Origin of the sequence: Rhodococcus sp. YH3-3 (genome assembly GCF_001653035.1) — a bacterium.
Taxonomy (GTDB): Bacteria; Actinomycetota; Actinomycetes; order Mycobacteriales; family Mycobacteriaceae; genus Rhodococcus_F; species Rhodococcus_F qingshengii.
The window spans coordinates 75,996-95,304 of record NZ_BCWH01000003.1 but is presented as its reverse complement, the minus strand read 5'-3'; the positions used below and the strand labels follow the sequence as shown (position 1 = coordinate 95,304).

Annotated in this window: 17 protein-coding genes, 1 other RNA gene and 1 pseudogene; 7 read left to right on the top strand and 12 right to left on the bottom strand. The window is 62.3% G+C overall.

Features of this window, described 5'->3' with window-relative positions; all coding sequences use genetic code 11:
- Positions 1-15 precede the first annotated feature (15 nt).
- A complete protein-coding gene (locus YH3_RS25545) occupies positions 16-1,299 on the top strand; it encodes an HNH endonuclease signature motif containing protein (protein WP_064444293.1) in 1,284 nt (427 codons plus the stop codon).
- Positions 1,300-1,400: 101 nt separating this feature from the next.
- Entirely contained in the window at positions 1,401-2,381 is a 981-nt protein-coding gene (locus tag YH3_RS25540; RefSeq protein ID WP_003942284.1) for an alkaline phosphatase family protein, read from the top strand.
- 104 nt (positions 2,382-2,485) lie between these two features.
- Here the strand turns inward: YH3_RS25540 and ssrA are convergent.
- The 3 genes and pseudogenes from ssrA to YH3_RS25525 form a co-directional block, all read right to left on the bottom strand.
- Positions 2,486-2,856: a transfer-messenger RNA gene (ssrA, locus tag YH3_RS25535) on the bottom strand.
- Positions 2,857-2,922: 66 nt separating this feature from the next.
- On the bottom strand, positions 2,923-4,497 hold the full coding sequence (locus YH3_RS25530) for an SDR family oxidoreductase (RefSeq protein WP_064444292.1): 1,575 nt from the start codon (positions 4,495-4,497) through the stop codon (positions 2,923-2,925).
- A gap of 20 nt (positions 4,498-4,517) precedes the next feature.
- Positions 4,518-5,466, bottom strand: a pseudogene (locus YH3_RS25525) (NAD(P)/FAD-dependent oxidoreductase).
- A 65-nt stretch (positions 5,467-5,531) separates the two neighbouring features.
- On the opposite strand from YH3_RS25525, the gene YH3_RS25520 reads away from it, so the two are divergent.
- From YH3_RS25520 to YH3_RS25510, 3 genes are all read left to right on the top strand, one after another.
- Entirely contained in the window at positions 5,532-6,116 is a 585-nt protein-coding gene (locus YH3_RS25520; protein ID WP_030534979.1) for a helix-turn-helix domain-containing protein, read from the top strand.
- A 412-nt stretch (positions 6,117-6,528) separates the two neighbouring features.
- Positions 6,529-7,455 carry an aldo/keto reductase gene (locus YH3_RS25515; protein ID WP_064444291.1) on the top strand — a complete coding sequence of 309 codons (927 nt, stop codon included), beginning with the start codon at positions 6,529-6,531 and terminating at the stop codon, positions 7,453-7,455.
- A 213-nt stretch (positions 7,456-7,668) separates the two neighbouring features.
- A complete protein-coding gene (locus tag YH3_RS25510) occupies positions 7,669-8,547 on the top strand; it encodes a sugar phosphate isomerase/epimerase (protein WP_154100330.1) in 879 nt (292 codons plus the stop codon).
- A 225-nt stretch (positions 8,548-8,772) separates the two neighbouring features.
- Here the strand turns inward: YH3_RS25510 and YH3_RS25505 are convergent, their stop codons facing one another.
- The 7 genes from YH3_RS25505 to prfB all read right to left on the bottom strand — a co-directional run bounded on the left by YH3_RS25505 (position 8,773) and on the right by prfB (position 14,423).
- A complete protein-coding gene (locus tag YH3_RS25505) occupies positions 8,773-9,630 on the bottom strand; it encodes a DMT family transporter (protein WP_082920655.1) in 858 nt (285 codons plus the stop codon).
- Positions 9,631-9,638: 8 nt separating this feature from the next.
- Positions 9,639-10,112: an SsrA-binding protein SmpB gene (gene smpB, locus YH3_RS25500; RefSeq protein WP_003942330.1), complete on the bottom strand. Its 474-nt coding sequence runs from the start codon at positions 10,110-10,112 to the stop codon at positions 9,639-9,641.
- A 76-nt stretch (positions 10,113-10,188) separates the two neighbouring features.
- The gene (ftsX, locus tag YH3_RS25495; protein ID WP_003942367.1) at positions 10,189-11,094 is read right to left on the bottom strand and encodes a permease-like cell division protein FtsX; all 906 of its coding nucleotides are present in this window, start codon (positions 11,092-11,094) and stop codon (positions 10,189-10,191) included.
- An 81-nt stretch (positions 11,095-11,175) separates the two neighbouring features.
- Complete coding sequence (gene ftsE / locus YH3_RS25490) at positions 11,176-11,856, bottom strand: cell division ATP-binding protein FtsE (RefSeq protein WP_020969258.1); 681 nt, start codon at positions 11,854-11,856, stop codon at positions 11,176-11,178.
- 71 nt (positions 11,857-11,927) lie between these two features.
- On the bottom strand, positions 11,928-12,413 hold the full coding sequence (locus YH3_RS35075) for a hypothetical protein (protein ID WP_082920654.1): 486 nt from the start codon (positions 12,411-12,413) through the stop codon (positions 11,928-11,930).
- The gene (locus YH3_RS25480; RefSeq protein ID WP_003942304.1) at positions 12,410-13,294 is read right to left on the bottom strand and encodes a mechanosensitive ion channel family protein; all 885 of its coding nucleotides are present in this window, start codon (positions 13,292-13,294) and stop codon (positions 12,410-12,412) included. The genes YH3_RS35075 and YH3_RS25480 overlap by 4 nt, the downstream gene beginning before the upstream one ends.
- Before the next feature lie 22 nt (positions 13,295-13,316).
- Positions 13,317-14,423 (bottom strand): peptide chain release factor 2, encoded by a 1,107-nt coding sequence (gene prfB, locus YH3_RS25475; RefSeq protein WP_003942364.1) that lies wholly within the window; start codon positions 14,421-14,423, stop codon positions 13,317-13,319.
- A 109-nt stretch (positions 14,424-14,532) separates the two neighbouring features.
- Here prfB and YH3_RS25470 point away from each other — a divergent pair, with 109 nt between their 5' ends.
- Both YH3_RS25470 and YH3_RS25465 read left to right on the top strand, forming a co-directional pair.
- A complete protein-coding gene (locus tag YH3_RS25470) occupies positions 14,533-15,027 on the top strand; it encodes a carbonic anhydrase (protein WP_058226491.1) in 495 nt (164 codons plus the stop codon).
- 19 nt (positions 15,028-15,046) lie between these two features.
- Positions 15,047-17,326, top strand: a complete 2,280-nt coding sequence (locus YH3_RS25465; RefSeq protein ID WP_238592703.1) for an inositol monophosphatase family protein — start codon at positions 15,047-15,049, stop codon at positions 17,324-17,326.
- Here YH3_RS25465 and YH3_RS25460 read toward each other — a convergent pair.
- Both YH3_RS25460 and YH3_RS25455 read right to left on the bottom strand, forming a co-directional pair.
- Positions 17,320-17,958 carry a response regulator transcription factor gene (locus YH3_RS25460; RefSeq protein WP_042450085.1) on the bottom strand — a complete coding sequence of 213 codons (639 nt, stop codon included), beginning with the start codon at positions 17,956-17,958 and terminating at the stop codon, positions 17,320-17,322. The genes YH3_RS25465 and YH3_RS25460 overlap by 7 nt on opposite strands.
- Positions 17,955-19,061, bottom strand: coding sequence for a sensor histidine kinase (locus YH3_RS25455; RefSeq protein ID WP_007731281.1), 1,107 nt, complete (start codon positions 19,059-19,061; stop codon positions 17,955-17,957). Before YH3_RS25455 ends, YH3_RS25460 begins: the two co-directional genes overlap by 4 nt.
- Positions 19,062-19,309 lie beyond the last annotated feature (248 nt).

Here is a 19,309-nt window from a genome sequence, read left to right as displayed (position 1 = left end):
CGCCGGGGGGCAACGATGAACGCAGCACTGACCGATACCGCAGCACTGATCAATGAAGAAACGCAGGGTTCCACCCGAAGCGACGTAGAGCAACTCGGCTCCGAAATCTGCGCTCTCGCCGGCCAGATCGCCGCGGCCACGGCTCGATTCCTTACCCTCCTGTCAAAATTCGACGAAGACCGCGGCTGGACCGGCCCTGGACTTCATTCGTGCGCCCACTGGCTGTCGTGGAAATGTGGAATGAGCCTGCACACCGGCAGGGAATATGTTCGCGTCGCCAAAGCGCTCCGACCTTTGCCCGAGATGCGGAAGGCCTTCGAGCAAGGCCGGCTGTCCTACTCGAAGGTTCGCGCACTCACCCGGGTCACCACGCCGTCAAACGAACAGCAGATGGTTCGGTTCGGATGCGAGGCGCCCGCAGCCCAGATCGATCGTCTCGCCGCAGGTCTGCGTAATGCAACCGACAATGAATCTGGCAAAAGCAAAGCGCCCGAACATCTTCAGGTCCGCTGGCATTGGGACTCGGATACGGGCGAGTTTGTCATCAAAGGACGCCTGCCCGCGCAGGACGGCGCCCGAATCCTCGCAGCATTGGCGGCGGCGGAACGTGAACGCACCCGAACCGCTGCCATCCGCCCTGTCGACGAGAAGGCCACAAAGAACCCGGCCGGAAATATCGGACCAGGACTCGTCGCGATGGCAGAGCTCGCCACCGCCGCAGTCACAGACCGCACGTCCAAGGCCGCCGCGAACGAAGTTGTGTTCTTCCACGAAGCGAACACCGTCCGTGTACCGAGTGGACCCGCGCTCCCCCAAAGTGCCGCCGAGGAAGTGCTCTGCAACGCGAAACTTCGCCTGGGAACGACAAAGGAGGGATGCGTTTTGAATCTGGGCCGAAGGACCCGCGTCGTCAGCGCCAAACAAATGCTGGCATTGAATTACCGCGACGGATGTTGCCGCACACCGGGTTGCGGGCGGACTCGCTTCTTACACGCACATCACGTGAAATTCTGGGGACGCGGCGGAAATACGGACTTGGACAATCTGATCATGCTGTGCGGCACCTGCCACCGCGCGCTGCATGACGGCCAGTTCACGATCACTGCTCTCGGCGAGCAGAAGTTCGAGTTCCTTTACGCCAATGGTGACGTCATCGACCCAGCACCACCGACCGAGGGATTCGCTGATGGCCTACTGCGCGGAGACATACCCGACGACGCGATCATCCCAAGATGGGACGGCGAGCCCCTTCACCTCGATCACGCGGTCAGCGTCATCCTCGACGGTTGGGCTGCCTGAGGAAACATTGGTCTAGTCCAATCTGAATCTGCCGTGAACAACAGGACAACCCTCACATCCAGGTAGTGCAATTGGTCTAGTCCTATCGCAAGATGCTTAGCGTGACCAAGAAAATCGCACGCACCTCAGCCGCTATCACACTCCTCCTCGCCGGCGCTGTTGCTGCCGGAACTGCAACTGCTGCAGCAATTCCCGGATCGTCCGACCTCAATCCGTCGGCCGCCGAGAAGACAGTTGTCATCGGCCTCGACGGCACTATGCTCAGCCACATCAAGACCGCCGACGCTCCCCGCCTCCAGAAGCTGATCGCCGAAGGAACCAGCGGAGAATCTTCCATCCTCGGCCACACCACCATCTCCGGACCGTCGTGGTCGACCATCCTGACCGGAGTCTGGGATACCAAGCACGGAGTCAAGGACAACACGTACGCGGGCGCCCGCTTCGACCTCTACCCGAGCGTCTTCACCCGACTGGAAACAGCAAAGCCCTCCCTCCTCACCGAATCGATCTCCACCTGGGGCGGCATCGACAACATCGCCTCCAGTGGGACACCGAAAGCCGACGTTGTCGTCACCACGGCCGATGCAGGTTCCGGAGCGGCCACCGACGCTGCGACGGCAGACGCCGTCGCCCGCGACATCACAGACAAGGGACCTGACCTGATCTTCACCCAACTCGATCAGGTGGACGGCGCGGGACATAGCGGCGGCACCAACGGCGCTGCGTACGAAGAGTCCATCGCCTCGGTCGATGCTCAGGTGGGCAAGATTGTCGATGCCGTCGATCAGCGCGCAGCAAAGACCGGCGAGAAGTGGACTGTACTGGTCACTGCGGATCACGGGCACAAGCCCGCCGGTGGGCACGGCGGTCAGACACCCGCGGAAGCAACGACATTCGTCATAGCACGCGGCGCGGGATACGCGGCCGGTAAGAACACAGACTCGTACACGATCGCCGACATCACCCCGACAATCCTCAAGAGCCTGGGCGTTGCATTGCCTGCCGATCTGGACGGCAAGCCGCTGGCCAAGGAAGCTCCCGGCTTCGTCGGCTCGGTCGACCTGGGATTCTTCGGCTCCTGATCGCAAGAAGGCCCGGGCCACACAGCAGAGTGCCGCAGCAAGACAGCAGCAAAAAGGCAGCAAAAAGGTCGGGCCGGAGAGCGTGTGCTCTCCGGCCCGACCTGTTGTGGAGCTGCCGGGAATTGAACCCGGGTCCTACGTTGAATCGCTAGGGCTTCTCCGTGTGCAGTTCGCTAAGTCTCTACTTGGATCTCCCAGTCTCGCGAACAAGCCAGGATGACGATCCCAGTCACTGTTTGATGTCCCATTCGACTCCGTGACCGAGCCGAACAGTAAAGCCCTCTAGCTGATGCCAGGAACCGGGTCGAGGGCAACCCCGGGCTGACAGACACGCTTCGCTACTTAGGCAGCGAGAGCGTAGTCGCGCTGATTGGAATCGGCGCTTATAGGTTTGCAGCGACGCTTACGGTGGTCTCTTGCCTGCACCGACACGCTTCCCCTAACTCAACACACGCAGTCGAAACCGTTCAGCCCCGTGTGTGCCCCGCGTCTTTCGTGGGGCTATTCACTATAACGCGCCGAAGTTCGGAAGTCATACCAATTAATCGGCGGCACTTTCCGTGTCCTTCGCCCCAGCCGTTTCCTGCACTGCACCCGCTTCCTGCACTGCACCCGTTTCCTGCACTGCAGCCATCTCACGCTCGGCGGCACCGGTGATGTTGGTGATCATCCCCTGGAAGACGACTCCGTGGAAAGGCAGGATCGAATACCAGTACGCCCGACCCGCGAGCCCGCGAGGGAAGAAGACCGCGCGTTGATCGAGGTGGGAACCCACCGGCCGTCCGTCGGCACCGGCTGGGCCTTCTGATACTCGCAACTCCAACCATGCTCCGCCCGGGACCTTCATCTCGGCGCGCAATCGGAGCAACTTGCCTCGATCGATTTCTTCGACCCTCCAAAAGTCCAGGGCTTCGCCCGTGTTGAGCCGGCGTGGATCCCGCCTGCCCCGGCGCAGTCCGACACCACCGACCGCGCGGTCCATCCACCCCCGAATGGCCCACGCCAAAGGGAATGAATACCAACCGTTCTCGCCGCCGATCGACTCGACCACCGACCAGAGGGTTTTCGGATCCGCCGCGCAGTCACGTTCGCGATGATCGACGTAGACCGCTTCGCCGGCCCAATCCGGGTCGGATGGAAGAGGATCGGATGGAGCGCCCGCGATCGTTGCACCGGACCACGCCGTCTCCACCTCACCGGTGTCGATCTTTCGAAGTGCCAGTCGCACCGCTTCTCGATACGGCGTGAGGCCCTCGGCGGGAGGCGGGATGAAGCTGTCGATGTCGTGATTGTGCATCACCGCGTCGTTCTGCAGGGATTCGATCAGGGGCATCGCCAAACCTCGTGGGATCGGCGTGACCAATCCCACCCAGTGACCTGCCAGACGCGGGGTGAGGACGGGCAGGACGAGGATGCGTCGGCGTACCAATCCAGCGACGTCGGCGTAGGTGTTCATCATTTCGCCGTACTGCATGACATCCGGCCCACCGATGTCGAAGGCGCGGTTGACCTCCGGCGTCGTCGCCGCGGCTGCAATCAAATAGTGGAGTACGTCACGCACCGCGATCGGCTGAATGTTGTTGTGCACCCACTTGGGTGTGGTCATCACCGGAAGCCGATTGGTCAAGTGGCGCACCATTTCGAAGGACGCCGAACCCGATCCGATCACCACTCCAGCTTGGAACACAACCGTCGGAACCTCGGAGTCGAGCAGGATCCGACCGACTTCGAGCCGGGACTGCAAGTGAGTCGACAACTCTCGGTCGGAGGGATGAAGCCCGCCCAGGTAGACGATCCGTCGCACCCCCGCATCGCGGGCAGCGGCGGCGACGTTCTCCGCGCTTCGCTTGTCGATATCCGAGAACGACCCTCCCCCACCCATGGCGTGAACGAGGTAGTAGACCACGTCGATATCGTCGAAAACACCTGAGAGGGTGGCACTGTCGGTCAGATCCCCGCGCTTGATCTCCACGGAATCGTGCCAGGGAACATCGCGTAGTTTCTCCGGGCTGCGCACCACCACTCGAACTCGATGACCCTCTTCGACCAGGCGAGGGGCAAGACGTCCGCCGATGTATCCGGTCGCACCCGTGATCAACACTCTCACTGCGTCCATCACCCCACGCTACGCACAATTCAACTGCGAAGCGCGAGTGCAACCCCGAGGTCGTCGTTGGTCAACATCATGTTGATCCCCGCTCCGGCCTTCGCCCCGGCGGCTGCGGCCATGATGACCTGGGCACCCGGGTCCACGACATTGCCCGCGGCGAACACGCCGGGCACGCTTGTGGCCCCCATCATGTCGACTGTGACGAAATCGCCCATCATCGTCTCGGCGCGCTGCGCACCGAATGCGCGCAAGATCGCATCGTTGGGGTCCATCGTGAGGGCGCCACCGACAAAGACCGCCGAACGCGCGACCACACTGCCGTCGGCCAACCGCACGCCCACCAACCGATCATCCTCGACGACGGGACCGGCAACCTCACCCTCGACGATCGAAATACCGCGAGCCGCAAGCTTTTCCCGATCTTCGGAACTCAGTTCGGTGATGCGATGAAGGAAGAGAACCACGTCATCGGACCACTGGCGAACCATGAGCGCCTGGTGCATCGCAAATTCCGCGCTCTTGGCGATCACGCCGAGCGGCTGATCACGCACGCCGTACCCGTGGCAGTACGGGCAGTGCAACACATCGCGTCCCCAACGCTCGCCGAAGACTTCGAGTTCTACCGGTAGGCGGTCCGTCAGACCCGTCGAAACAAGCACCTTGCGCACCTGAATCTTGATGCCGTCAGCCAGTTCTACCGAGAATTTCTCGCCGTCCCGTGTCACGGAGACAACGGTGCCGTCATGGAACTCGCCGCCGAATTTGCGGACCTCACCTCGGCCGATGGTCAAACAATTCTGCCGGGTTCATGCCGTCACGGGAGAGGAATCCGTTCATGTGGTCGGCGGCCGCGTTCCGTGGCGATCCGTTGTCGAAGACGATCACGGACCTGCGTGCCTGACCGAGAATGAGTGCGGCGTTGAGGCCTGCCGCACCGGCTCCGATTACTGCTACGTCGAATGAGTTCTGCGTCATGAATCCAGAATGACAAGAGAACGCAGTCTTGACAAACACTGTTGCCACTTTGGCAAAATGAGTGCATGACCGAAACATCGTTCGAAGCCGTTCTCGCCGGCATCGGCCCTCGCCTACGTGCGTTGCGCCAGCAGTCCGAGATGACCCTGGCCGACCTGTCGGAGACCACCGACATCAGCGTCAGCACACTGTCTAGACTCGAATCCGGTACTCGCCGAGCCAACTTGGAGCTTCTGCTGCCGATTGCCAAGGCACACGGCGTCCCCTTGGACGACCTCGTGAACAGCAAGATCAAAGATCCGCGCGTGCGCGAAGAACCTCGGACGGTCGGATGTATGACGGTCATTCCGTTGACGAGTCAACCCGGCAATCTGCAGGCCTACAAGATGATCATCTCGCCCACCGACGACGATCGCGAACCGGGATCCCACGAGGGCTACGAGTGGGTCTACGTTCTGTCCGGGCGCATCCGACTCCAACTCGGCGACCGGGATTTCATCATGGGGGCAGGCGAGGCCGCCGAGTTCGACACGCACATCCCGCACCGCATCAGTGCTGCCGACGGACGGCCGGCCGAGGCGATCAGCCTCTTCGGAAAACAGGGCGAGCGGGTTCACCTACGCGCAGCGCCGGCCGACAGACGCGGCTGAGGAAAATTCTCCGAGAAGCGAGGACATCTACAAGCGGGTGACTCGGTGGAGCGGGTGCACATCGTTGAGAGATGACTGAGAATCCGGCCAAACCAATTCCACCTGTTGTACCGCGCCGCCTGTCTCCGCGCGAGACAGCTAGCCCGATGAATCATCATGACCGAGAAGAGGAATCCCGATGAGTGGAAAAACCACTTCCTACTGCGGTCCGGGCTCGTGCACGATTTGAATCGCTCCGATGAAGTGGTTCGGCGGACCCACCTTGTCGATGTATGGAATGTAGATGTTCGTTCGTCCCACAGGGCCTGCCGACCGCTCAGAGCTCTTGCAGGGTAATTGATCTTGCGTCCAATCATTCGTCGAGTTCGCGGGGCGACGAATTCACGTAAGTGGCGAAAACAAGGGGAATGACATGGAATTACGACAACTCGCGCGCGATCTTCAAGTCTCGCGTATTGGCTTAGGGTGTAACAACTTTGGTACCCGACTGGACCCTGAGGGGAGTACGGAGGTCGTCCGTACCGCCCTCGATGAGGGCGTCACCCACTTTGACACAGCGACGATGTACGGAAACGGACGCTCGGAGGAAATCCTCGGCAAGGCGCTCGCAGGTCAACGAGACCAGGTGGTAATCGCCACCAAAGCGATTCCACGCCCGCGTGAGGTCGATTACAAGCCCGGAGTACTCGCACGAAGCATCGAGGATAGCTGTGAGGCAAGCTTGCGGCGACTCAGCACCGACCGAATCGACTTGTACTACCAGCATGTCCCTGACCCCGATGCTCCACTGGAGGAGGCCATCGAGGCGTTGAATGGGCTGGTAGCCAAAGGGAAAGCCCGCCACGTAGCTTGCTCGAACTACTCCGCGGATCAGATGAGGCAGGCCGAGGGCATCGCCACCGGTACTGGCGCATCGCATTTATTGGCGAACCAGGTCGAATGGAATTTGCTCAACCGCGCGATCGAGGCAGACATTGTTCCCGCCGCACACGAGGTCGGAATGTCAATCATCCCTTTCTTTCCGCTTGCTTCCGGAATGCTCACCGGTAAGTACACGATGCAACGGCCGTTTCCGACCGGCAGCCGACTAGCCAGTGCGCCGTACTTCGCCACACTGGCGACGGAAGAGAACTTCGAGTACGTGGAGAAACTGTCAGCGTTCGCACAAGCGTACGGACACTCGATACTCGAACTCGCCATAGCGTGGCTGTGCGCGCAGGAGAGCGTTCCCTCTGTGATCATCGGTGCGATGAACCCCGAACAAGTGCGATCAAATGTTGCCGCCGCGGAGTGGAAGCTCGACGACGACGTTCTTGCGGCGCTGCCTTCGCGCCCCTGAAAGTCTGCGGTTCAACTCCTTTTGCTGATTTGACTACTGAGCAGCCAGATAGAAAACAAACGGCCCGCGCACTGGTAGCTCGCTTTCGCAGTCCAATGTTGGACTTCCAACCTGTAAGCCGCGTCGACCGTATTCGTTCCGCCGGCAGTCGCAACGACAGGACCAGCACATCACCTCCGAGTGTGTGTGAGTGACGAAGAGAAGTGGCCATCGATGACCTACCAGGCTGTGCAGCCAATCGAGGGCACTGCCCTCTGCTGGGGATGCATCCCACACGCTGATTTGATACAGCTCGCCGAGTTGGCCCGTAGGGGCGGCTTTCCAGAGATCACTGTTCATCCCTCGCAATATTCGATTGTGAAGAGTGCCGACTCCCGAGTGCGGGAGCGCCTGGACGATCTAGGTGTGACTGTTGGCGTGATCGATGCGCTCATGACTTATCTACCCGGCTCTGCTCGACTGGATGAGGTACCTCCACACTGGCGCAAGCTCATGGTAGATCTCGACGAGTGTCTCGAAGCCGCTGAGGCGCTTCACGCTCGGACTCTCAACGTCGCCCATTTCTTGGGTGATCCGACAGTGAAGAGAAACGCGCTGGCGTCGGCGGTGCGACAAGTCGCCGACCGCGCAGCCGAGGTCGGAGTTCGTGTCAGTCTGGAGTTCATCCCCGGCACAGGAATACCGGATCTCGGTGCGGCGTTGGACATCGTCCGGCGAGCCGACCACCCCGGCGTTGGAATCCTGTTCGATACTTGGCACTTTCTGCGCTCGGGTGGTACGCCGACCCAGCTTGCAGAGGTTACCCATGGTCAGGTATTCGAAGTGCAGATCAGCGATCGCGTCCAGCCTGACCGCCACGATCCCTATGTACCGATGACCGGCCGCCTGGCTCCTGGCGAGGGAACGGCGCCGATCGCGGAGATTGTGCGGACGTTGGGGGTCGTGGCTCCCGACGTCGTGTTGGGAGTCGAGGTGTTCACCGCTGATATCGGAGATCCGGATGAAACCGTGGCCCACCTTTCCGCGGCCACTCGGATGTTCCTGCGGAGTACTGAATTTGGTTCGCCCGCGGGCATTGTCGAGCCGTCATGAGCTATTCCGAGGCCCTGAGTTTGGTGCGGTACCAAACTCGCACCGCCGCCGCGTTTTCCAATTTGGCCACTCCGCCAATCGGAGACCAGTTCAAACCACGCGGGACTCTTTTGACAGATGGTTGCGGATCGGGGTATCCGGCGTGCAAGTAGCCCGGGTACTCGTCGAGGAATGAAACAGCGCGTTCCTACGATGGGTGTACGGGTCACAGCCGCTGAAAAGGAACTACGCCCAAGCGACGGCAATCATGCCGACTGCCGCCAGCGCCAACAGCATTCCCGCTTGTTGCACGCGGCTGACCCGCTCGCCCAGCATCACCATGGCGAGCAGAACCGTCGCAGCCGGATACAGCGAACCGATCACGCTGACCAGTGAGAGCATTCCGCCTTGGAAGGCGTAGATCATCGTCCCGTTCGCGACGACGTCGAGGACGCTGACGTACACCGCGAGCTTGAGTGGCTCGCCTCGTGGGAGAACGAAGTGACCGGCCGCCAGCGCGACCAACCACACCACGACGGTCGCGGCACCTCGAGATACGGCCAACGCCCACAGCCCGCTGCCCTCGCCGATCTGGTGAAGTGCGATGAACGAGAGTGCAAATGCGCCACCGCTTCCGACGGTCAGAAGAGCCACTTGTCTGGTGAAGCGGAGGGTGATTCCGCCGGCAACCTCACCCGCGGTGTCGTCAGGCGACTCGCGGCTGACCAGGACGACGGCGACCAGCGCGACGGCAATACCCAGGTACGCGATCAACCCCGGCCGCTCACCGAAAGCGAAGCCGACGAGCACCGGAATGCCCGCCACCAGAACAGCTGTCAGCGGCGAGACCACCGACATGGGGCCGGTTGCCAGCGCGAGATAGAACCACCAGACCGCCAGACCACTCGTGACGCCCGCGATCGCACCCCAGATCAGACCGTTCGGCGTCAGCGTCCCGGATACGAAAGGTGCTGCGATCAGAACGATGACGAGCGAGAGTGGATACGAGACGATCACCACACGCAGTGCGGCAACTCGTCGTGACGCAACTCCCCCGACGAAGTCGCTGACTCCGTAGGCAACTGCCGCCACGAGGGCAAGCAGGATGGAGGTCAGCGCATGCCCTTGATACGACGACCGAGCTCGCGGGTCACCTCGCGCTCGGCGGTGCGCTTGGCCATGTCCTGGCGCTTGTCGTAGTCCTGCTTACCCTTTGCCAGTGCGAGTTCGACCTTGACCTTGCCGTCGTTGAAGTACATCGACAGCGGGACCAGCGTCTGGTTTCCCTCGCGGGTCTTGCCGACGAGGTGCTCGATTTCACGCTTGTGCAGCAGGAGCTTTCGGGTACGACGTGGCGAATGGTTGTTCCACGTGCCTTGCGTGTACTCCGGAATGTGCAACGAGCGCAACCACACTTCGCCGTTGTCCACCGTGGCGAACGCGTCGACGAGCGACGCCTTGCCTTCCCGCAGACTCTTGACCTCGGTCCCGACGAGAGCGATGCCGGCCTCGTAGGTGTCGATGATCGTGTAGTTGTGGCGTGCTTTGCGATTGGTCGCAATGACCTTGCGGCCCTTTTCCTTCACTGTCCGGGCCTCTCAGTCCGCTGTCTTGCTGTCGAATGGTTCTTGCTGTTCCAGCATAGAAGCTCGTGCAAACCGATTATTCGCGGACGTACAGACGCAGCGTCACGTACGCCGTCACCGCGGCCATTCCGACACCGGCAAGTACGAGGATCGGCGAGACGAACAGCACGTCACTGTTGGATATCCGCGCCACGATGTTTGCTTCGTAGACGTCGGACAGGACCCCGTCGATGAAGACGTTCTTCGCCGTGAACAGTCCGGCAATGGCGAGCACCGCACCGATCAAGGCCGCTACGACGGCTTCGAGGAGGAACGGAAGCTGGGTGTACCACCGCGTCGCGCCGACCAACCGCATGATGTTGACCTCGGTACGACGCGTGAACGCGGCGATCTGGACCATGTTGGCGATGAGCAGGATGGCCGCGATCGCCTGGACGATCGCGATCGCGAACGCTGCGTTGCGCACTCCACCGAGCACGCTGAACAGTCGGTCCACCAACTCGCGCTGATTGAGCACACTCTCGACGCCGGGCCTCGAACCGAAGGTGTCGTTGATGACGCCGAACCGCTCCGGGTCACTGAGCTTGACCTTGAACGACGCCGGGAAGCTGTCCGGGCTCACCAGGGCTGCCAGTTCGGGCTGGTCCTTGAAGACGCGCTCGGTGGCGTCCTTCACGGCGTCTTCGCGGTTGAGGTACTGAACCGCGACGACGGACGGAGTCTGCTCGAGTTCCTTGCGCAACGAACTGCAGATCTCCTGCTCGCAACCGGGATCGGCCGAAGAGATGTCGTCGGTCAGGAAGATCTGCACCTCGACGCGTTCGAGGAAGATCTGCTGGGTCTTTCCTGCCATCTGCACGACCAGCAGACCGCCGCCGAAGAGTCCGAGGGAGATCGCCGTCGTCAAGATCATGGCGATGGTCATCGTGATGTTGCGGCGTAGGCCGGTCAGGACTTCGCTGAAAATAAAGCTGGCGCGCATCGGGGAATCCGATTCCTTTTCGAGAGGCCGGTTGTTTCACGACAACCGGTGGGCGTACGGGACGTGTGGTCGTAGTCGGCGCTACCTGCCGACGCCGTACACACCCCGCGCTTCGTCTCTGGTCACCTTGCCGAGATCGAGTTCGATGACGCGTCGACGCATGGAGTCGACGATGTGGTGATCGTGGGTCGCCATCACGACGGTGGTGCCGGTGCGGTTGATCCGCTCGAGCAGCAGCATGATGTCCTGGCTCGTTTCGGGGTCCAGGTTGCCGGTGGGCTCGTCGGCGAGCAGCACGAGAGGGCGGTTCACGAATGCGCGGGCGATGGCGACGCGCTGCTGCTCACCGCCGGAGAGTTCGGTGGGCAGTCGATCGGCTTTGCCGGCCAGACCGACCATGTCGAGAACCTCGGGCACAGTGCGCGCGATGACGTTGCGGGGCTTGCCGATGACTTCCAACGCAAAGGCCACGTTCTCGGAGACCGTCTTCTGCTGGAGCAAGCGGAAGTCCTGGAACACACAGCCCATGCTCTGGCGAAGCTTCGGCACGCGGCGGGCCGCCAACTTGTTGACGTGGAAATCCGCGACCTCGATGTCGCCGGACGTAGGCGACTCCATCTTGAGCAGCAACCGCATGAACGTCGACTTGCCGGAGCCGGAGGGGCCGATGAGGAAGACGAACTCCCCCTTCTCCACCTCCACACTGACCTTGTCGAGCGCCGGCCTGGTGGAGGCCTTGTAGGACTTCGACACATTCTTCATGCTGATCACAACTAGCCAGTCTAGCCGTTATCTAACGGTGACCTTGGCGCCACGCGCGAGCACCCTCGTCCTTATCCGGCACCGGTGGTCGCGGGTGACTGCGGCACAGACGTCGGTGCCTGCATCGCCGCGCCAGGTTGGGGAACGGTCGTCGTCGCCGGAGCGGTCGGCACCGTGGTCGCGGACTGTTCGGCGTTGCCCGGCGCAGGCGCGGGACCCGAAGTCGGCGTCGGAGAACCTGAGCTGCCCGTGCTCGATTCCGGAGACTGGGTCTCGGACGTAGTCGTCGGCTCGGTCGAGGACGGCACGGGGGTCGTCGTCGACGGTTTGACCGAGGGCGCGACGTAAGGCTCGGTCTGCGACGTGTCCACGCTGGGCGGTGGTGTCACTGCGGTCGGGTCCTCAGGATTGAGATACGTATGCAACAGATACGTCAATATCCACGCCACGATGAGAATGAAGGTAGAGGTTCGCATCCGGCCGCCGAAAATCCGGGACGGGAGCCAGTCCAGGTGAAACAGTCGGTCGAGTCCGCGGCGCGGTTCCTGATCGGTCATTCGCTCGCCTCCTCGGTCCGTACGGTGTGCAGATCCGGTGACACCGTGATCCCCTGACGTCGCAGTGCTGCGGCGACGCGGACGCGAAGAGCGCGTCCGACCTGGAACTGTTTGCCAGGGAGTGTGCGCGCGACCATCCGCACGTTGACCTGATCGACCTCCAGGCTTTCGACGCCCATGACCGTGGGCTCGTCGAGCAGCAGTTTCTTGAGTCCGCGGTCGGCCATCGCGTCGACTCCGACCTGGCGAAGCACCTCGTTGACCCGGGTGAGATCGGCGGTCGCCGGAACCGGAACGTCGATGACGGCGCGTGCCCAATCCTTGGACAGGTTGGTCGCTTTCACGATCTGCCCGTTGGGAACGGTGATGACCTCGCCGTCGGAGTTCCGCATTCGCGTCACGCGCAGGGTCACGTCCTCGATGACACCCTCGGCGTCGTCGGAGGAGCCGGTGATCGCAAGTCGCACGGTGTCACCGAAGCCGTACTGACGTTCGGTGATGATGAAGAAACCGGCAAGAATGTCCTGCACGACGCGCTGTGCACCGAAACCGAGCGCCGCACCGAGAACGGTCGCCGGCGCGACGAGACTTCCGATCGGCAGGTTCAGTTGGTCGAGAACCTTCAGCGTCGCGATCACGTAGATGAACGTGATGACCACCCAGGTGATGACCTGCGCGACCGAGTGACGATGCTTGGTCGCCTCGGAACGAACCAGCGCATCGCCCAACTGATAGTTGGAGTCGATCTGGTCGGTGACCTTGTTGCCTCCCCAACTGACCAACCGGGCGAGAATCATCGCCCCGAGCACGGTCATGAGGACGGACAAACCGGTGGTTTGAAGCCAATCGAGCAGGTTCTGCCCAGGTCGAAGTAAAGTCATCGTGCCTTTCGGTATCCGAACGCTATGCGGACTGGTTCTCGCTCATGCGCCAGCGGATGCCGGCCTCGAGGAACCCGTCGATGTCGCCGTCGAGCACTGCCGACGGGTTGTTGACCTCGTACTCGGTACGCAGGTCCTTGACCATCTGGTACGGATGCAGAACATAGGAGCGCATCTGGTTGCCCCACGAGCTGCCGCTGTCGCCCTTGAGCGCATCCATCTCGGCGCGCTCTTCCTGACGCTTGACCGCGAGCAGCTTGGCCTGCAGGACGCGCATCGCCGACACCTTGTTCTGGAGCTGCGACTTCTCGTTCTGACAGGTGACGACGATTCCCGTCGGGATGTGCGTGAGTCGAACGGCGGAGTCCGTCGTGTTGACCGACTGGCCGCCGGGACCGGACGAGCGGTAGACGTCGACGCGGATGTCGTTCTCGTTGATCTCGATGTGGTCGGTCGTCTCGACGACCGGCAGTACCTCGACCTCGGCGAACGACGTCTGACGGCGCCCCTGGTTGTCGAAGGGGCTGATGCGAACGAGCCGGTGGGTGCCCATCTCGACGGACAACGTGCCGTACGTGTACGGGCCTTTGATCGCGAACGTCGCGCTCTTGAGTCCGGCTTCTTCGGCGTACGACGTGTCGTAGACCTCGACGCCGTAGTCGTGCTTCTCCGCCCAGCGGATGTACATACGCATGAGCATCTCGGCCCAGTCTGCAGCGTCGATACCGCCGGCACCGGAGCGGATGTTGATGAGCGCGTCGCGCTCGTCGTACTCGCCCGAGAGCATGGTCTTGACTTCCATCGCCGCGATGTCGTCTCGCAGGCTCGCGCGCTCGGCGTCGGCGTCGGCCACCGCGTCGGGGCCTTCGTCTTCTGCCAGTTCGTAGAGGATCGGCATCTCGTCGAGTCGCTCGCGTAGTGCCACGATCCGGCGCAGCTCGGCCTGCGCGTGGGAGAGCTGGCTGGTGACCTGCTGGGCGTGTTCCTGGTCGTTCCACAGACCCGGGTCGGCTGCCTGGTGCTCGAGCTCGTCGATGCGTCGGCGCAGCTCCTCGACGTCCACAACCGATTCGCAGGTGCGAAGGGTGGTGTCGAGGGCGTTCAGGTCTGCAATTACGTCGGGATGCACGGTTCTCAAGGCTACCGGGTGCCGACCTCGGCCCTGCCGCCCGTCACGTATTGGGATCACCGGGACTGGAAGCCTTGCCAACCTCGCTCCGAGGGAACCTACTGGAACGATGACTGTCACCGACGAATACCTGCAGAACAACGCCGCCTACGCCGAGCAGTTCACCGGACCGCTCCCCCTCCCACCCAGCAAACACGTCGCCGTACTCGCCTGCATGGACGCCCGCATCGACGTCTATCGGGTGCTCGGAATCAAGGAAGGTGAATCGCACGTCATCCGCAATGCGGGTGGAGTCGTCACCGACGACGAGATCCGATCCCTGGCCATCAGCCAGCGTCTGCTGGGAACTACCGAGATCATCCTCATCCACCACACCGACTGCGGAATGCTGACGTTCACCGACGACGACTTCAAGCGATCCATCCAGGACGAGATCGGCATCAAACCAAATTGGGCTGCCGAATCGTTTCCCGACATCGACGAGGACGTCCGTCAGTCGTTGAAGCGCATCGAGAACAGTCCGTTCGTCACCACGACGACCTCCCTACGCGGATTCGTCTTCGACGTCGCAACCGGAAAGCTGAACGAGGTCCTCCCCGATTGAGCCGGTAGGTTGTGTACCCGTGACCGATCGCGCATCCGACCTCGCACTCGCCCTCCGTATCGCCGACGAGGCTGACGCGATCACTCGCGCCCGCTTCGGCGCCCTCGACCTTCGAGTGGACGACAAGCCGGACCTCACCCCCGTCTCCGACGCCGATCTAGCTGTCGAGCGAGCAGTGCGCGCGACGCTCGGTGAGCATCGTCCTGCGGATTCCGTACTCGGCGAAGAATTCGGCGGCGACGCAGTCTTCGAGGGCAGACAGTGGGTGGTCGACCCCATCGACGGGACCAAGAACTTCGTCCGCAACGTACCGGTGTGGGCCACGCTGATCAGCTTGCTCGAGGACGGCGTCCCGGTCATCGGCGTCGTGAGCGCACCTGCACTGAATCGGCGATGGTGGGCTGCAACAGGTTTGGGTGCACATACGTCCTTCGGGGACAGTGATGCGCGGGCGATCCAGGTATCCGCCGTCGATCGCAGCGAGTCAGCGAGCCTGAGCTTCTCGAGCCTCTCGGGGTGGAAGGACCGCGGAATTCGCGATCAGTTCGTCGAACTCACCGACCACGTCTGGCGCGTGCGCGGTTACGGGGACTTCTTCTCCTACTGCCTCGTGGCCGAAGGCGCCGTCGACATTGCTGCCGAACCCGAGGTTTCCCTGTGGGATCTGGCAGCGCTCGACGTATTGGTCCGTGAGGCCGGCGGCGCGTTCACCGATCTGGACGGCGGCGCAGGTCCGCACGGCGGCAGCGCGGTCGCCACCAACGACCGGATTTCCAGGCGCACGATTCTGTTCGGTCTGGCCGCAGCGCCCCTCGGGCTCGCGGTGGGCTGCGGCGCCGACCCGGCAGCGAAGAGCGCCACGTTGGCGGTGGCCGGAACTTCGCGTCCGCTACCGATTCCGCCGCTTGCCGAATCCACCGTCGACGACGCCGGTGTTCGCCACTTCACACTTCGTGCCGGTGCCGGGACCACCGAGATCGTCGCGGGAAAACTCACCGACACTTGGGGTTTCAACGGATCCATTCTGGGGCCGACCGTCCGCGCCGAACGCGGAGAATCTGTCGCATTCACGATCGACAACACACTGGCAGAGCCCACGACCGTCCATTGGCACGGCATGCATCTGCCCGCCAGATACGACGGTGGCCCGCACCAAACCATCGAAGCCGGCGGACGCTGGGAACCGGCGTGGACGATCGGTCAGCCGGCGTCGACGCTCTGGTATCACCCACACCCGCACGGATCCACCGAACGGCACGTGCAGCGCGGTCTCGCCGGACTGTTCCTGATCGACGACGCCGACACGCGGGCGTTGGACATCCCCAAAACCTATGGTGTCGACGATGTTCCGCTGATCATCCAGGATCGTCGATTCCTCGCCGACGGCAGCTTCGACGAATCGGATCCGACCGACATAGGCCTGCTCGGCGACACGATCGTCACCAACGGCATCTCCGACGCCTACCTCGACGTCACCACCGGGGTCGTCCGGTTACGCATTCTGAACGGCTCTTCCGGCCGTCTCTACAACCTGGGGTTCCCCGACGACCGCACGTTCGATCTGATTGCCACCGACGGCGGACTGCTCGAATCACCTATTGCGATCAAGCGGATTCAGCTCAGCCCCGGCGAACGAGCCGAGATCGTGGTTCGCGTCGACCCCGGTGCGACGACCACACTGGTGTCGTTCCCGATCGAGGACGGCGGTGGCGTGAGTTCCTCCGAAGCCGAGAACTTCGGCATGAACGACCGCTTCGACATCCTCGAACTGCGGGGCGTTGCCAGCCGCGCGTCACGGTCGACTCTCCCGGCGCAGTTGGCCGTACTGCCGAGTCTGGATCCGTCGAAGGCAAGCGTTTCCCGAACCTTCGATCTGCAGTGGTACATGATCAACGGGCAACGAATGGACATGAACCGCATAGACTTCGAGGCCGAAGTCGGCGCGACCGAGGTGTGGACGATCACCAACAAGGACAACTGGCCACACAATTTCCATGTCCACGACGTACAGTTCCAGATCCTCGACGTCGACGGTCGCACTCCCCCGCCGCACTTGCGCGGACTCAAGGACACCGTCTACACACCGCCGGGCAGCAGGGTTCGCGTCGCGCTGCAGTGGTCCGAGTACACCGATCCCACTTTCCCGTACATGTTCCACTGCCACCTGCTGATGCACGAGGACCAAGGGATGATGGGCCAATTCCTCGTGCTCGAACCGGGACAGAAGGCGGCTCCGATGCAGATGGACATGCCGATGGACATGCCGATGCCTTCGTCTGGTTCGCACTCCGGTCACTGAAAGTTCTGCAAGTGGTACACGGCGAGGCGAACCCGATTGTCGCAACCGGTCTTCGACATCAGGTTCGCCACGTGCGTCTTCACCGTGGTGACACCGAGATGCAGCGTGTCCGCGATCTCCTGATTGCTCTTCCCTTCTGCCACCAGCGCGAGGACCTGCGATTCGCGATCGGTCAACGGAACCTTCTCCGTCACAGCAGTGTCTGCGATACCACCGATCACCGCTCGATCCACAACGCGGCGGAGAAGTTCCGGAGTGAACACCATCTCGCCCTCGGCGATCCGCCGAATGGCACCGAGCAACTCGGCGGGTTCGGTGTCCTTGACGAAGAATCCCGAAGCCCCCGCGGCGAGTGCGGGATACAGATGATCGTCGTCGTCGAAGGTAGTCAGCACGAGGATGCGCGCTCGACGACCGGCCTTGACGATCTGCTGCGTGGCGCCGATCCCGTCCAGCCCGGGCATTCTCAAGTCCATCAGAATCACGTCGGGATCCAATTCTGCAGCGAGCGCTACCGCCTCGACGCCGTTCGACGCCTCACCGGCCACGGTCATGTCCTCGGCTGCCGCGCACAGCATCCGCAAACCGGCGCGCACAAGTCGCTGGTCGTCGACGATCAGCACGCTGATCACGAGACATCGCCCGAGACAACGAGTGGAATACTCACGTGCACTTCCCATTTCCCGTCACTGTTGGTGCCCGCGGTCATCTCGCCGCCGACCAACTCCGCACGCTCCTGCATTCCCACCAGGCCATGACCTGCACTCCGAGGCGATCCCTCGACGTCGTTGACAACCCTGACATGCACCCGGTTGTCTTCGCGACCGACCGAGACCGATACCAGCCCCTTCTTGTCGCCATGCTTCATGACGTTGGTCAGTGATTCCTGAATCACCCGCAACAACGTCAGCCTCCCGATCGCGTCGAGATCGGCGGCGCCTGACTCGACATTCTCCTGGGCATCGAAGACTGCCTGCACCTCGAAACCCGCCGCACGCACACGATCTATCGCCGCCTCGATTTCCGCCTCGACGGCATCCGGCTCGACCAAAGCGACCTCACCGAGCGAAGGATCACGAAGTGCGACCAGGAGGCGACGGATATCGGCCAGCGCATCGGACGCAGTCCCACGCACATCCGCGAGGACCTCACGCACGGCCTCGTCCTGGGGCGCCAAGACATGTTGAGCCACGCCGATTCTCAGGACGATCGATGCCATGTGGTGCGCAACCAGGTCGTGCAGTTCGCGGGCGAGCGCACTGCGCTCCGCAGCGCGGGTCTGCGCAAGATTGTTCGCGGCCAATTCACGCTGCGAGCGTAGATACAGCCCGAGCAGCAGTGGCAACCCCACGTACGCAAGCACTTTCACAGCCGTCGTGACAGACCAGAACGCTTCGTGAGATTCGAACCAGATCCCCGCGAGCACCGAACCGCACCATCCTGCTGCCGATACGGCAACCATTTCTCTACGCTCGGCCCGCATCGTGACGTCGACGACGGCGACCGCCCCGAGATACGGAACAAGCTCGGACAGCCCCCAGGCGTCGGCGACGAACATCGGAACGGCGAGCGCCGAGATGACCAGGGACGCGAAGACCGGCCATCGACGGCCGACGGCGAAGGCGAGCGCCGACAGCATCGACAGAATCCAGTAGGTGAGGGGAACTCGATACTCCCCCGGATACGTGCTGGCGATCAACAGGCACGGGACCACCACCAACGGCGTGTAGCGCACGTACCGCTGTATCCGATCTGGCCCCTCTGTCCGGTTCCCCCCTCGAGCCTATGACGCGCATCATTTCGCGGTTTCTCGACAACAGACCTTACTGATGAGTAAGATAAGGATCGTCCAACGCCCCAACACCGAGAAACAGCTGGTGATCATGACCAAGCAAGACAGTGTTGCCCCCGACAAGAGCGCTCAGCGCAGCGAATCGGGCGCGCAGCGCGGCGGCGCCAAGGGTGCGCCCCGCGACACGTCCG